This window comes from Pseudobutyrivibrio xylanivorans DSM 14809, from assembly GCF_900141825.1.
In the GTDB taxonomy this organism is placed as follows: domain Bacteria; phylum Bacillota; class Clostridia; order Lachnospirales; family Lachnospiraceae; genus Pseudobutyrivibrio; species Pseudobutyrivibrio xylanivorans.
The window spans coordinates 1-16316 of the sequence record NZ_FQYQ01000022.1; the positions used below are offsets into that span (position 1 = coordinate 1).

Below are 16316 nucleotides of genomic sequence, written 5' to 3' on the forward strand. Positions count from 1 at the left end.
CCGCCTCTAAAAAAATTAAAGAAAGAAATTATAGGAAAAATCTAATCATACTCTGTATGAAGAGATATTGCCCCTTTTTTAAGGAGACAATCCCATTTTAAGTTCACCTTCGGTGAAGGGATTGTCGGGGTTCACGATTTTTCTTCGTAAACTCGATAAATCGTGAAATTTAATTCTGAGCAGCGAGCTCAGCCTTAAGAGCCTCTGTAAGAGCTGGAACAATCTTGTTAAGATCTCCAACGATACCGTAATCAGCTACATCAAAGATAGGAGCTGTCTCATCCTTATTGATAGCGATGATGATATCAGACTCTTCCATACCTGCTGTATGCTGGATAGCACCAGAGATACCGATTGCGAAATATACGTTAGGACGTACAGTCTTACCTGTCTGACCTACCTGAAGATCCTTTGGCTTCCAGCCTGAATCTACAACGGCACGTGAGCAAGATACTGTTCCGCCAAGAACCTCTGCAAGATCCTCAAGGAGCTTGAAGTTCTCTGGAGAACCAACACCACGACCACCAGATACAAGGATCTTAGCATCCATGATATCTACTGTGTTTGTAACGTTCTTAACGATGTTAAGGATCTCAACGAATCTGTTGTTCTCCTTAAGCTCTGGCTTGAAGTTGATAACCTCAGCCTTTCTACCAGCCTCCTTAGGAAGCTTCTGCATAACACCTGGACGAACTGTAGCCATCTGTGGACGGTTGTCTGGGCATGCGATTGTAGCGATTGTGTTACCACCAAATGCAGGACGAGTCATAAGAAGCTGATTGTGCTTCTGCTCCTGTCCTTCCTTAGCTACGAGTGGGAAATCACCAATCTCAAGTGATGTACAGTCAGCTGTAAGACCTGTCTTAACTCTAGCTGAAACTGTAGGACCAAGATCACGACCGATTGCTGTTGCACCAACGAGCATGATCTCTGGCTTGTACTCATTAATATAAGCTGTAAGAGCCTGTGCATATGGCTCTGTACGATATGTTTCAAGTGCTGGATCGTCAATAAGAACAACCTTATCTGCACCGTACTCGCCAAGCTTATCTGCAAGACCTGCGATATCTTTACCAAGTACAACTGCTGTAACGTCTGTTCCTAAATCTGCTGCAAGCTCATGTGCCTTGCCGATAAGTTCGAAGGCAATTGAGCTAAGTTTATTATCAACCTGCTGAGCGAATATAGCTACGCCCTTGTATTCTTCTAATGACATTCTTTTTGCCTCCTCTTATTAAATTACATGCTTCTCTTTAAGCTTGTTCATGATATACTCTACTGACTCCTTAGGGTCAAGAGTTACCTTCTCGCCTGCTCCCTTACGAACCTTATCAGAAGCCTTAGCGATCTTTGTTGGAGAACCAGCAAGACCGATGTTAGCATCATCAAGATCTGTAAGATCATCACGGCCCCATACAGTAACTTCCTTGTCATATGCATCAAAGATGCCGCCTGGAGTCATGTAACGTGGCTCATTTAACTCTGAAAGTGCAGTAATAAGACATGGCATCTGAGCCTTTACTTCATGATATCTGTCTTCGTACTGACGCTTAACGATTACGCTGTTGCCTTCAACCTTGATATCTTCTGCATAAGAGATAACTGGAAGTGCAAGATGCTCAGCGATCTGTGGACCAACCTGAGCTGTATCACCATCGATAGCCTGACGACCTGTGATGATAAGATCGTAATCAAGTTTCTTAACTGCAGCTGCAACTGTTGAAGATGTAGCCCATGTATCAGCACCACCAAGGCGTCTGTCTGTAACAAGAACAGCCTCATCAGCACCCATAGCAAGTGCTTCGCGGAGCATATCATCAGCCTTAGGAAGTCCCATTGTAAGAACTGTAACCTTTGCGCCTGTCTCATCCTTAATTCTAAGAGCAGCCTCAAGACCTGCCTTATCATCTGGATTCATAATTGCGAGCATTGATGCTCTATCAAGAGTTCCATCTGGGTTAAACTTTACGCCGCCCTTTGTGTCAGGAACCTGTTTAATACATACTACGATATTCATGTATTTAATCTCCTTTTATTTACACGATAATAAACAATCTTATTTGAGCATTGCGCCAGAGATAACAAGTCTCTGAACCTCAGATGTACCTTCGTAGATTTCTGTGATCTTAGCATCACGCATCATACGCTCAACATCGTACTCTCTTGTATAACCATAACCACCGTGAAGCTGTACAGCCTTTGTAGTAACAGCCATAGCTGCCTCAGCTGCGAAAAGCTTAGCCTCAGCTGCCTCGATAGAGTAGCTTGTCTTGTGATCCTGTGTATAAACGTCCTTTGTGCAAGCAGCGTTGTATACAAGATACTTAGCAGCGTCCATACGAGCCTTCATATCTGCAAGCTGGAATGCTGTGTTCTGGAATGCAGCGATTGGACGACCAAACTGCTTTCTTTCCTTTACGAACTCGATTGTTGCATCGATTGAACCTTCGCCAATACCAAGAGCCTGAGCAGCGATACCAATACGTCCACCATCAAGTGTGTGCATAGCGATACCAAAGCCCTTGCCTCTAGCACCAAGTAAGTTCTCCTTTGGAATACGGCAATCCTGGAAGATAAGCTCGTATGTAGAAGAAGCACGGATACCCATCTTCTTCTCCTTTGTACCGAATGTAAATCCAGGTGTATCCTTCTCAACGATGAAAGCAGAGAACTTCTTAGACTTACGACCCTTAGCGTCCTCAACGATGTCTGTTACAGCGAATACGATGTAAACATCAGCTTCCTTACCGTTTGTGATGAAGCACTTAGAACCGTTAAGTACCCAAGAATCTCCATCTTCGTCAGCTCTACACTGAGCACCCTGTGCGTCTGTACCAGCACCTGGCTCTGTAAGTGCGAAAGCACCAAGCTTCTTACCACTTGCAAGTGGTACTAAGTACTTCTGCTTCTGCTCCTCTGTACCATATGTGAGGATAGGATCGCAGCAAAGTGATGTATGTGCAGAAACGATAACACCTGTTGTACCGCAAACCTTTGAAAGCTCCTCTACACACATAACGTATGTAAGAACGTCACAGCCCTGTCCGCCGTACTCCTTTGGAATTGGAATACCCATGAAACCGTACTTCATCATCTTCTCTACGTTTTCACGTGGGAACTGCTCTGTCTCATCAATTTCCTGAGCCATTGGCTTAACTTCGTTCTGAGCGAACTCTCTGAACAGCTGTCTAGCCATCTCATGCTTCTTATCTAATGTAAAATCCATGATCTGAATCTCCTTTATATTAATTACTGTGCATCAACTGCTGTCTTAGTACAATCTGCGTTGTATACGTAGAATCCCTTACCAGACTTAACACCAAGGTTACCACCACGAACCATCTTACGAAGAAGTGGGCAAGCACGATACTTGCTGTCACCTGTCTCGTTGTAAAGAACGTCCATGATTGCAAGGCAGATATCAAGACCGATGAAATCGCCGAGCTCTAGTGGTCCCATTGGGTGGTTAGCACCGAGCTTCATAGCAGCATCGATACCAGCGATATCAGAAACACCTTCCATCTTGATGAAAGCAGCTTCGTTGATCATTGGGATAAGGATACGGTTTACTACGAAACCAGCAGCCTCGTTAACCTGTACAGGAGTCTTTCCGATCTCCTCAGAAATCTTCTTGATAGCATCTACTGTCTCAGCAGGTGTGTTAACACCAGCGATAACCTCAACAAGCTTCATTCTGTCAGCTGGGTTGAAGAAGTGCATACCAACCATTGGACGGTTAAGACCGTTACCAATCTCTGTGATTGAAAGTGAAGATGTGTTTGAAGCGAAGATGCACTCAGGCTTAGCGATCTCGTCAAGCTCCTTGAATGTTGTCTTCTTAACTTCCATGTTCTCGAAAGCAGCCTCAACGATAAGGTCACAATCCTTGCAAAGGTTCTCCTTGAGACCTGGTGTGATCTTAGCGAGGATAGCATCTACTGCTGCCTGCTCCATCTTTCCTTTTTCAACAAGTCTTGCATAACCCTTAGCAATCTTGTCCTTTCCGCCTTCAGCCCACTCCTGCTTAATATCGCAAAGAGCTACTTCATAACCGTCAACCTGAGCAAATGCCTTAGCAATGCCCTGGCCCATTGTACCTGCGCCAATTACGCCTACCTTCATTTTTAGTTCCTCCTAGTATTTTTAGTCCGCAGCAATCTTTCTCTTCATAACGCCTGTTACATACACAAGCCTAATGATTTCTCCGCTCATCTAACACGATTCGCTTGAGAAATATTAGAGCTTGAGTATTACAGGCTGAAAATTAAAATTCTGCTGCTCACTTAAATATTTAATATGTAGAATTTAATAATTCCAAATTTTTGCTTATCGTCTTAACGATAACGATTAGCCTTCATATTTCTCAACGATAGTAGCGCAACCCATACCGCCACCGATGCAAAGAGTAGCAAGACCCTTCTTGTACTCTGGGTTGTGAATCATATCGTAAATAAGTGTTACAAGGATACGAGCACCTGAAGCTCCTACTGGATGTCCAAGAGCGATAGCACCACCGTTTGGATTGAGCTTGTTAAGATCGAAGCCAAGCTCCTTACCAACTGCTACAGACTGTGCTGCAAATGCCTCGTTAGCCTCATATACATCAAGATCATTGATTGTAAGACCAGCCTTAGCAAGAGCCTTCTTTGTTGCTGGTACAGGACCAACACCCATGATTTCTGGAGCACATCCGCCAAGAGCACCAGCTACGAATGTAACGAGTGGCTTAACACCAAGCTCCTTAGCCTTCTCCTCAGACATAACTACGAGTGCAGCTGCACCATCGTTGATACCTGAAGCATTACCAGCTGTAACAACTCCGTCTGGATAAAGAGCCTTAAGCTTAGCAAGACCTTCGATTGTTGTACCAGGTCTTGGGCCTTCGTCTGTATCGAATACGATTGTTTCCTTCTTCTTCTTGATTTCTACAGGAACAATCTCATCCTTGAATGCACCAGACTCGATAGCTGCACAAGCCTTGTTCTGTGAGTTAACTGCGAACTCATCAAGCTCTTCTCTTGTAAGCTTCCACTGCTCAGCTACGTTATCAGCTGTCTTGATCATGTGGTAATCATTGTATGCATCCCAAAGAGCATCCTTAACCATTGTATCTACTAAAGCACCCTGGCTGTTTGATGGCCATGTCATTCTATAACCATAACGACCATTTGGAAGTGCGAATGGAGCTAATGACATGTTCTCCATACCACCTGCTACTACTACGTCTGCATCACCTGCAATAATCATCTGTGCTGCCTGGTTAACACAGTTAAGACCAGAACCACAAACAACGTTTGTTGTAACTGCTGTTACTTCGTTTGGAAGACCAGCCTTTAATGTAGCCTGACGAGCAACGTTCTGTCCAAGACCTGCCTGGATAACGCAACCCATGTATACGTGATCTACGTCCTCTGGCTTGATACCAGCTCTCTTAACTGCTTCCTTAATTACGATAGCACCTAAGTCTGCTGCTGGAGTGTTGCTAAGTGATCCGCCCATTGTACCAATGGCTGTTCTACATGCGCTAGCAATAACTACTTTTTTTCCCATGTTTTCTTTCTCCTTTTTAAGAAATACAATTTTTTGTTTGGCGGTCGAGTAAGGCAGAATTTTTAATAATCAGAACTCCTTTTATTACCAGCTTGTGCATGTTGTACAATTTAGCATGTTACAAACTGTTAATTTTTTAACGAGCTCAGACAAAAAAAATAAACCTCAATCCGCCGCTGATGGTAAAATCTTACCACATGCACGACACAATTTCAAACAAAATTTTTCACAGAATAATCACATTGTAAGGCTTTTTCTGACAATAGCAATTCATTTCATTCAATTCTCACACTCCGCTCGTTAAATAATTGTCAAAAAACCTTGATTTTACGCAAAAAAGGAAACCGCAGTATATCTCTACGGTTTCCAAATTGTGTCTATACGTATGAAAATTTACGTTAAATTCTTAACAAGCTTTTTAGAACCCTACAGCTGTGAACCTGTATGTATAGAGGTTTTCGCTCCATGAGCCTATTTCATCTGCTGTTGATACATACAATATTCTGGATGCTAATCGTCCATATCCATCTCTTGAGAAGCAACCGTTGTGGTTTCTCTCATGCCCAGTAGTTTCTGCTCCAATTAGAGCTATTCTCTCCCAGCCCATACCTTCCAAAGAATCCAAAGTGCCATTCCAAGGTGCACTATAAACTGATTGCTTTGCAGAAATAAAATTCAAAGCTCCGCCTGGGAATGGATGTGTATCACAGGTCATATATATTGCATCATCTGTAAAAGCAAAATCCGCATTGCTAATAAAATCATAGCTACAAGTGATATGCTTCTTACCAAGATGAATAACATTACCTAAATCACTACAATCAAGCTGCTCTACGAATGTGGTAGTCTGAGAAGATGTACCGCTGGTGTAGAACAAATAAATAGTACCGTTATAATTTATCAAAGATGGCTGGCCTACGCCCCAGTGTCCATCTCTTATAGCCTCCACAACGCGTCCTGTTTTACGCCAGGTCTGAAGGTTATTCGAAACTGCAAACCCAACTTCATTAGCAGTGCAGTCATATGTGGCACAGCCTAAATAGGCCATTAAATATCTGTAGGATTTTCCCTGGAAAGTGAAATCACCTTCTACTACAGATGGATCGCATACCTGTACTGAATCCCAAGCCCCTGCAGTTGTTGTCATTACATTTACTTCATTTAGGCATATGCCATCTTTTACTTCTCCTGGCGTAGCCTGATTCGAGCAATACAATACTTGCCCGTTAATGCAGGTAGGACAATACTTGTATATTCCCTGCATCGCCAACGGCACAGCATCTTCCTTGATTTTCAGTAAATACTCTGAATCAATATAGCTTTTGATTCCTCCAACAGCACTGAAAATAATGATGCTGGCAATGAGTGTGCCACTTAAGATAGGTCGTAGATTTTTCTTTGTAAAAAACTTCCTAAACATAACCCTTTCCTCCCAAACTTCAGGGGGATAATAATAGTTCTTTTACAAAGAATATCATGCAAAATGCCTTGCAAACGGAATTTCACAGTAGTTATACCAAAGATTAACCTTCTATTAATAGAAATTTAACAGAACTTTCAGAATCGCTATTTTTTTGTTGCATTCTTGCCGAATTACCTTCTTTTATATAAAAAACACCATGTGTCTGTTTTGACACATGGTGTGAATAATTTCTTATAATTCTTTCTCTGCAAACTTTAATGCTGAATCAATTACAGCATCCATATCGTAATACTTATACTCACCTAAACGTCCACCGAAGAGAACCTTCTCTTCCTTATCAGCAAGCTGCTTATACTGCTCGTATAGCTTGCCATTCTTCTCGTCATTAACTGGATAATATGGCTCATCACCAGGCTTCCACTCTGAGCTGTACTCACGGCTGATGATAGTCTTAGGAATGTCATTTCCTTCATCATCCTTACCAAATTCAAACCACTTGTGCTCGATAATTCTAGTCCATGGAGTCTCAGCATCTGTGTAATTTACAGCTGCATTTCCCTGGAAGTTTGGCTTATCAAGTGTCTCGTTCTCAAATCTTACTGAACGATACTCTAAAGTTCCAAGCTTGAAATCGAAAAATGCATCGATAGGACCAGTGTAAACTACCTTCTCTGCAAGAGCATCAAGCTCAGCCTTGTTCTCAAAGTAATCTGTGTTGAGACGAACCTCAATACCATCAAGCATATTCTCAACCATCTTTGTATATCCACCTACAGGAATACCCTGATAAAGAGCATTGAAATAGTTGTTATCAAAAGTAAGTCTTACTGGAAGTCTCTTGATAATGAATGCTGGAAGCTCTGTACAAGGACGTCCCCACTGCTTCTGAGTGTAACCCTTAATAAGCTTCTCATAGATATCTGTTCCAACAAGTGAGATAGCCTGCTCCTCAAGGTTCTTAGGCTCTGTGATGCCAGCTTCCTTCTTCTGCTCTTCAATCTTAGCAGCAGCCTCTTCAGGAGTAACTACTCCCCACATCTTATTGAAGGTATACATGTTGAATGGAAGAGAATAAAGCTCTCCATGATAATTTGCTACAGGTGAGTTTGTGAAACGATTGAATGTAGCAAACTTAGTAACATAATCCCAAACATGCTTCATGTTTGTATGGAAGATATGTGCACCATATTTATGCACATGAATTCCCTCAATCTTTTCTGTATAAACGTTACCTGCAATGTTAGGTCTCTTATCGATAACAAGAACCTTCTTACCTGCGTCTGTTGCCTGTCTTGCGAATACGGCTCCAAAAAGCCCTGAGCCTACAATTAAATAATCGTACATTATCTTATACTCCATTCTCTAGTCGACACTTATTCAACTGCCACCTTAAGATCAAAATTCTTATATATTGTCTTAAGATATTTCTCATTATGGCTTGCAGCCAATAACATAGGCGCATACGCATCACGACCAGAAATATTAAACATATACTCGTAGTCACTGAAGTGCCATCTGTAATCGTTTACAAACTTTTCGATGCCATCCCAGATATCTTTTATTCCCTCTGGATTGTCCTCTGGCTTTGAGAATCTAAGCTCAATTTCTCCATTCTCGTCATAATAGAATCCCTTAAATGAAGGGCTTGGAGATGATGTAATAAGCTCAAAGTATAGGTTATAATCCTTAGCTGGATCATGCTTTTTATATAAGTCACGATTGTCCATTGAGGAATAGAGATATGATAACATGGAACCATCTAAAAGCATAGTCTCACTCATATCTGGCTCTGCATTATTGGCTGTATTAGTACCAGCAACGATTCCTGTAAGCTGACAGTCTATATTCCATTCCTTTTCAAAAAGATTCTTTAGTGCCAAATATCCACTACCTGCCCAACCAATATCAACAACAACAGCGGATTTAGCTTCACCGATAAGCTCACGGTACCACTCGCCAGCTGCCTCTCTCTGAGGCTTATATGTCTCAAGAACAGAATCCCAATTTTCGTTCAGGAAATCAATAAATGAATTTACATTTCCATAGTGAAGCTTTCTGCGACCATTTTTGATTTTTAAATCAGGAAGCTCCATAGCCTCAAGAACCTGACTCATAGTCTTTTCATTGGTTGCCTTATGATATACCATCTTACGAAGAAAATCATATTTCAAATAACCAGCGGAAAGCTTTGCTGCTGCAAGGCGAGAGATATATGCATAACATGTATCATCGTCAGGATACATATTATCGTATATACGTTTTATTATCTCACCATCACGAGACAGGAACATTACCTTATCAATGTTATGAGACTCTACATAATCATGAATGTAATTGCAGTATCCCATTACAAACAGACCACCATAGATAAATCCGAATTCCTGATTCATGTTCATGGAATCCATGCCCGCATATAAACGATTGTTAACTACGCCTCGATATGCCCCGCCAATAATAGGTGACATATCGAAAGTACGGTTCATAATAGTGTTCTTATTGACGTTTGGATAGTGGAATGCTTTAAAGCCATGGGAATCTGCATTTTTTACATCGCTTACTTCGTTATCACCAATGTGTGCGAAGGTAATATTCTTACCATATGCCTCTATGCATTCATCTCTAACATAATCAAAGAGCTGTCCGTCTGATTTACCAAGGTCTATTTCACATGACACATATAATTCGTCATAGCCCTTATACCCATTTTGCGAAAGAATCTTCTCAAGCAAGTCCTTTGTTAAATACATATCGGATGTAATAACAATGTGCTTGCCCATAGACACCAATGCATCAAATACATTTCGCATATACGAATTGGCATAGCACATTGATAATTCTATCTCTGTCTCGAGAGCTACACCTTTCTCAGCATCCAATCCTGTCATTTCACTGACAGTAGCCCATATATCCTCTAATGTAACCTCGAATGTACCATTCTTATTAAACTGCTCCATACGAGATTTATGCTCAGCCTCCACACGGATGCGCTTAAAGTCCATATAGCTGAGTCTCTGCCCGATTAAAAAGAATAAATCAGTTGGAGCTGAAAATGGTCTAAAAATGAGAGTATCGAATATATCAAAGGAAATAACATCGAATTTGCTAAGTTTCTCAACCAGCTGTTCTGGTGTACCTAAAGGACACTCACCGCTCTCAGGTGCGTCTGTCTTCAAGCTCTTACTCTCATACAGCTCCACACCTTTATCTTTTGCCAACCACTTTTGAAAAAGACAGTAGAACGCAAAATTTAGCCATAAAAGATATAACCATGATAATGCTTTAACTATGCCAGAAGAATTATCGTGCATGGCATGATATCTCTGCCTAATGCCAGTATGTTTATTAACTAAACTATTATATATTTTAAGTCTCATTTATACTCCCAAACCAAGTGGTAATTCATTTATACATGGCTTCCATTCCTCCAAAGGATTTTCACCATACACAATACTTATATTCTTATATTGAAGTGAACCATTTTTCTTCATATAAGGGGCAATTCTAATGAATCTACCAGCCATATTAAAACTATAAGAAATCTTTATCCATTTATTTGGTTCAACTGGATAATTCTTTTTATAAAAAATCTGCTCTTCTATAGAGTCTTTATGATTATATTGTTCTCTTTTATCAAAGGTTCTTAGGCAAAAAAATACACCATCTCCATCTATACTTTCCCAGTCCTCTGAACGGACTTCAAAAGAGATGGTTATCTTATTGTCATCGCTGCCATTAAATACTTCAAAGGGTTCAGACCAGATTTGCCAATTTTTAGCTTCGGTATAGTCCTTTTTGTTAATTGTTAGATAATGGTTATCGTTTTGGTGTATTATCTCCCAACCAGTATTTTTAGATTCCCAACCAGCAAATTCTCTACTAAAATCTCCGTTTTGTAAGAGTTGTAAGTTTAACAGTTTTCTAGTTCTAACACTAATCTTATCTAAACATATATCCAATAGCTTCCATAAAAAATCACTATAGAAATCTGGCATCAAATGTAAATGATCTAATCCCCAAATATGACGAGGATTTCCAAAATATTCCTTATCACTTAGAACAATTACTTCAGTGTTATAATTCTCTTTGAACCAATTGTTACATTTTTCTAAGGCATTATTTATATTTTTAATAAACTCCACACTGTGATTTTCTTTTATAAGTCTAATCTCATCACTTGACTTATCGTGGTAGTAGGTTGCTAATCTAAAATCATTAAGCACTATAGTAGTATTTGGAATATACTTCTCACAATACTTCATAAATTCTTTTACTGAATTTTTCCATATAGGAAAGAATTCCTCAAAATTATTTCTTCCAGAATATCTCTTTCCAAAAGAAAGTTTTGACACGTAATTAGACTTTTCATACTTAAATAACTTATTTGAAATGTATGAATCCCCTAACTCTACAAAACCAAAATTAACGTCAGCATAAAAATCAATTATCAAAATATCTGGTTGCTTTACTGCTAACTCGTTCAGAAAACATTTATTTAAATCCTCATATAAGTGCTGACGTTCTATATACTCAACTTTTTTTATATTTTCCTTATACTCTAAAGCATCATATTCAATAATTGGAGACATCAATGACGCAAATGACATTTGAAAATCATAACATGAGACATTAAAGATGTCTTTATAATTTGGAGTAATACGTCTGTTAAATGCATCTCTAGACGCACACGCTCCAATAATGCCAACGTTAATTTTGTTTTTCAATTTATCTACCTCTTTATTTTATATTTCATCCAACCTTGCCCCATTTTTATAATAGTTTTAATCCCCACACGTCCTTCACTAGATGCTGCAATCATTTTTGAATAATTGATTTCTTCCTGAACAACTTTAATAGTCTCTGGTTCAACATAAGGCTCAATATCGATTACCTCAGCAACCTCAGGCTTCTCCTCAACTTTTGGTGCACTTACACACTTAAGGTTAGGTTTGTTATTCTTTTTCTTTCTCTCTGTCTCAGTCTCAACGATTTTCTGGAACATTTGACCAATAGTGTTAATGTCATATTTCTTTGAGGTTTCATAAGCATTAGCACCTAACTCAAATCTTAGCTTATCATCAGACATTACTCGCTCTAAAGCTGCTGCAAAGCCTTCGATATCCTTTTTGTGAACCAATAATCCATCATATCCGTCTGTTATTATCTCTCTTGGTCCATCACAAGCAAAGGAAACGCATGGAAGTCCCATAGCAAAACCTTCAATGATTGTCATACCAAATGGCTCATAATTTGATGAACAAATATTGATGGAAGCCTCAGAATATCTTTCGTTCATCTTATCATTACCACTCTCCAGTACAACTCGGTTGCCTAAACCATGCTTCATAATTAATCTTACATAGTCTTTAGCAAGTGAACCTTCACCGTAGATTTTTAAAGTCCAATCTGGATATTTATCTGCGATAAGAGCAAAAGCTTCGATTAGCATATCATAACCCTTCTGATATGCATATCTTCCTGCTGCTACCATGATATGGCTATTCAGATCAGCTCTAAACTTTAATCTCTCTGTTCCATTTCCTAAAACATAGATTGGCAAATCTCCATGTATCTTTCTTTCGTATACATGTCTATTACGTTCTGTAAGGATAGTGAGTCCATCCAACTTTCCATATGACTCCCTAATAATCTTCTGAATCTCAGGTGAATGATCCGCATATGATTTATGCTCTTGACCAATTTTCAAAACAGAATCATTAACTAATTCTGTAGCCAACATATTAAATGATGGCATTGTGGTTACTAACACACCACCTTCAAGATTACATAAAAGTTCACGCATTTTCTTATCAGTATATGCGTTAAACATAGGATATAAATCTTCACTTTTATCAATAAGTTCACTAGGAAGAGCTAATAACTCTTTATCTTCCTCAGAAAATTTAGCTCCACGTCTTGCATCCTGAATAACTGTTATCTTTATCTTAGGATTAACTGGCAAAGTAGGTGTATCCTTTGTCTTTTTAATACTAATAATCTCAACATCATACTTTCCAGTATCATAAAAATAATCTGCAAAATTAAAAATTGTTTTTACAGTACCGCCTATTCCGAAAGCATTGTATACCATAAATCTTATTTTAGTACTCATCAGCCATTTCCTCTCTACACTCAATTATACTGTCATAAATTCTCTTAGAATTATCTGTATCACAATAATCAAAATAGCGTTTTGCGTTTTTCTTATGTATATCTGTTAATCTAAAGTTAGTATTGATATTGTTGATCAACTCTTCCAAAAATGCCTCTGGTGTATATGTCACAACACCTGGAAGTTCTTTCTTCATATCAACATAGCTTCCACGATACTTATTATATAATTCACTGTCAAACTGGAAAAATACAGCAGGTTTCTTAGAGTAAACTATATCAAAGATGATACTACTGTAATCTGTAGCAATCATACTGCACTCTTTAACTCTGTCAGAAATTTTTACTTCATGCATATCTGTGATATGAATTACATCATTTTCAAACTTATCAAAAAGTGGCTTATACTTTTCAAATTCAATATGTAAACTGAATACCAATTTCTGACCAGCTTTTCTAAGGGACTTAATTAACTGCTTGTCAGATAAAACCTTGCTGTAATACAAGTAGAAATCTGACTTTGCAAAAGTGCTCTCTGATTTTATCAGCCAGTCTCTCCAGGTAGGCATAACCCAGATATATTTACCGTCGTTTTTCTCACATACAGTCAACTTATCATATCTAGCCAAGCCTGTAGAAACCATTTCATCATCCCAGAATTGCGAATTATCAACTAATAATTCCTTTTCATTCTCTGATGAAACAATAAACTTTCGAATACTTCCGCCATATGACTTATTACTGATATCAAATATCTTCATACCAGCTATACCATGCTGTAAATAAATAATAGGCTTTCTAAACTTACCAGTTTTGTCATGGTATAGAGAAGGCATAACATCTCTTACTCCATGCGATACGATGTAAAACTCTGCAAGTTCATCAAGATAAAGATGTCTTGTAGAATCGTAGAATACAACATTATCCATGTATTCTGATAACGCCTCAAGATCTTCATTTTCTTCCTTAGTTACAAAATAAAACTCTGCATCAACTTCATCTTTATGCTTCATGCAATACTCGAAAAATGCCAAACCATTATCTCTGGCTGAAAGACCAAGATTCTCTCCAATAAGCCAAATCTTCTTAGAATTTAAGGATTTCTCATCTGTTGCTTTCTGAACTATAGCTAAAGCCTCTTCTCTACGTTCATCATCTTCAAACAAAAGTAAATCCTCTACAGCAAAAGACATAATGTTATCAGTTTTATTTACACTAATTTTCTTCTTTGTAGTTGACGATTTTATTGAAAATGCGCCATCAACCATCTCGATATAAGAAAGCATACCATTATCTAACTGAACACATGGTAAGAAGCTCTTCTTAGGAAGACTATTTATATCAACATAGTAAATATATTCATCCTCAACTAATAATTCACGGTTCATAACAATAGTTTCCTCAGAAACTTTATCCCTTAATACAACCGAGATGTTATTAACCTGATGATTTTCATCTTCATCAATCCAGTCAATTTTAAGGCAAAGTCTGTCTTTTTCATAAAGCCACATTCCCATAAATTTAAACAGATTGCTATCTTCTGTTATACCAATGGAATATGATTTTGATACATGATTGCCCCATACTCTCTTATATTTTTTTGAAGTAACTCTTTCAATATGTGAGAAGCTCATAGTTTCTCTGTTATTTACAACCGGTCTGTTAAAATTGTTCTCAACCTTAACTTTAACGTCATTGTCAAAATATAGCTCTGGCTTTAAAACTATATTCTCCTCGCAATCAAAATACTTCTTAAGCTTTATACTTACGAGAACGTTATCCTTAGCTGCTGTAACTCGTTCTTCTATCTCCTCACCAGCATCTGTAACAACCATAACCTTATTAGGCTTTTCAAAATAAGGTTCCTTTTTCCATGATAATAGCATCGAAAGATTATTGTTCTTCACTTCAGTACTATCTACTTTCATCTTCAAAACGTTGTTACGTACGTTACACTTTAAATTGTTAGATGAATCTAAGTATAATAAGCAGCTATGTGCATAACCATTTACAAGTACAAAAGGATGTGGTGAAACTATATAATAATTCTCTTTAACCTGAGCAATTCTCTTTAATTTCAAATTGTGTCTTTCAACATCAACGCCATTTTCTACTTCAACAAATAACTGTCTAACTCCAGGCTTGAAATCATTTTCAATGTTCTCCCAAGTCAAACATACTTCATAATAAATATATTTATCTGTCTCTTTATATACAGTAAAAGGAAGATTTGATTCGATATTCGTATTAACTCTTTGAATAATAAATCTTTTAACTCTACTATCATATGATTTTTTCTTAAATCCTAAAATAATACTTCTTCCATCATTAAAATTTTCAGAGTAAGTAAACATAATAATAGTGTTCACTCTCATATTGATTGTAGAATCATCTTTTTTACAAATGATTGCATTGATATCTCTAGTAGGAAGTTCAACTGGACTACTAATTACATCTTTAGATAAGAAAATAGTATGTTCCTTTTTATTTCCATCTACAATAAACCAAGAAAAATTGGCATCATTGTATTCATTTTTTCCAAGCTCATCCATTTCTGAAACAGCCAACTCATAGCTAAATCTGTCAGAAGAAATTTCCTCAGTATGGAAATAATATTTCTGCTTTGTCTTATTGTCACGCCACATTAAACAATATGCCGCTTCTTTCATTTTTTCACTATTCTTAACAATGCCTTCCGAAAAAGCTCCAGAAATTTTAATAGCCTTCTTATCAACAGAAATTGAATCCACCATTACTTCCCAATGATCCAACTCTTTTTTCTCTTCTTCTCTCTTTATATCAAACGGATTATTGAGTTTTGGAGAAACTGAAATATTTTTAAAAGTAAATTCTAAACTGTTTTCAACTACAAATACACCTTTATTTTTATGTCCAAATGCCAATTCTGCCTGCTTTGCATTCATAATAACAGGTTGTTCAACATACATATCACCTATACGATTTCTAACCCATAATCTACTTGGAATATCTTTATAATTGTTGTAGGTATCATACATAATGCTTCCTACAAGATACTCGCCTTCGAAAGCTGTGGTGATTGCATATTTCTCATTATTTTTTCCAAAAAGCAAACCATCAAAATAATTGTCAAAATATAGCTCTCTAACCTCTGGTTGAGCCAAAAGAGATATCTTAAAACAAACCATTTGATTCTTTGCAAATACTTCTTCCAACCGATAAATATTCTCTGAGTAATTCATTCCAGTATTTCTCC

The 16316-nt window shown here is 38.0% G+C and carries 11 protein-coding genes; all 11 read right to left on the reverse strand.

The features are described from left to right. Positions 1 to 169: 169 nt before the first annotated feature. Entirely contained in the window at positions 170 to 1216 is a 1047-nt protein-coding gene (locus tag BUA88_RS12690; protein ID WP_072918639.1) for an electron transfer flavoprotein subunit alpha/FixB family protein, read from the reverse strand. Between the two features lie 18 nt (positions 1217 to 1234). Continuing rightward, entirely contained in the window at positions 1235 to 2017 is a 783-nt protein-coding gene (locus tag BUA88_RS12695; RefSeq protein ID WP_072918641.1) for an electron transfer flavoprotein subunit beta/FixA family protein, read from the reverse strand. A gap of 39 nt (positions 2018 to 2056) precedes the next feature. Further along, positions 2057 to 3226, reverse strand: a complete 1170-nt coding sequence (locus BUA88_RS12700) for an acyl-CoA dehydrogenase (protein WP_072918642.1) — start codon at positions 3224 to 3226, stop codon at positions 2057 to 2059. A gap of 23 nt (positions 3227 to 3249) precedes the next feature. Beyond that, on the reverse strand, positions 3250 to 4122 hold the full coding sequence (locus BUA88_RS12705) for a 3-hydroxyacyl-CoA dehydrogenase family protein (RefSeq protein WP_072918643.1): 873 nt from the start codon (positions 4120 to 4122) through the stop codon (positions 3250 to 3252). Between the two features lie 225 nt (positions 4123 to 4347). Next, positions 4348 to 5550 carry an acetyl-CoA C-acetyltransferase gene (locus BUA88_RS12710; protein ID WP_072918644.1) on the reverse strand — a complete coding sequence of 401 codons (1203 nt, stop codon included), beginning with the start codon at positions 5548 to 5550 and terminating at the stop codon, positions 4348 to 4350. 418 nt (positions 5551 to 5968) lie between these two features. Then, positions 5969 to 6970 carry a glycoside hydrolase family protein gene (locus tag BUA88_RS12715; RefSeq protein ID WP_072918645.1) on the reverse strand — a complete coding sequence of 334 codons (1002 nt, stop codon included), beginning with the start codon at positions 6968 to 6970 and terminating at the stop codon, positions 5969 to 5971. 234 nt (positions 6971 to 7204) lie between these two features. Beyond that, positions 7205 to 8317, reverse strand: coding sequence for a UDP-galactopyranose mutase (glf, locus tag BUA88_RS12720; protein WP_083572521.1), 1113 nt, complete (start codon positions 8315 to 8317; stop codon positions 7205 to 7207). 29 nt (positions 8318 to 8346) lie between these two features. Then, positions 8347 to 10347 (reverse strand): HAD family hydrolase, encoded by a 2001-nt coding sequence (locus tag BUA88_RS12725; RefSeq protein WP_072918652.1) that lies wholly within the window; start codon positions 10345 to 10347, stop codon positions 8347 to 8349. After that, positions 10348 to 11694, reverse strand: a complete 1347-nt coding sequence (locus BUA88_RS12730) for a DUF6270 domain-containing protein (RefSeq protein ID WP_072918660.1) — start codon at positions 11692 to 11694, stop codon at positions 10348 to 10350. A gap of 5 nt (positions 11695 to 11699) precedes the next feature. Further along, complete coding sequence (locus tag BUA88_RS12735; RefSeq protein WP_072918662.1) at positions 11700 to 13082, reverse strand: glycosyltransferase; 1383 nt, start codon at positions 13080 to 13082, stop codon at positions 11700 to 11702. After that, positions 13072 to 16302, reverse strand: a complete 3231-nt coding sequence (locus BUA88_RS12740) for a CDP-glycerol glycerophosphotransferase family protein (RefSeq protein WP_072918664.1) — start codon at positions 16300 to 16302, stop codon at positions 13072 to 13074. Before BUA88_RS12740 ends, BUA88_RS12735 begins: the two co-directional genes overlap by 11 nt. Positions 16303 to 16316 lie beyond the last annotated feature (14 nt).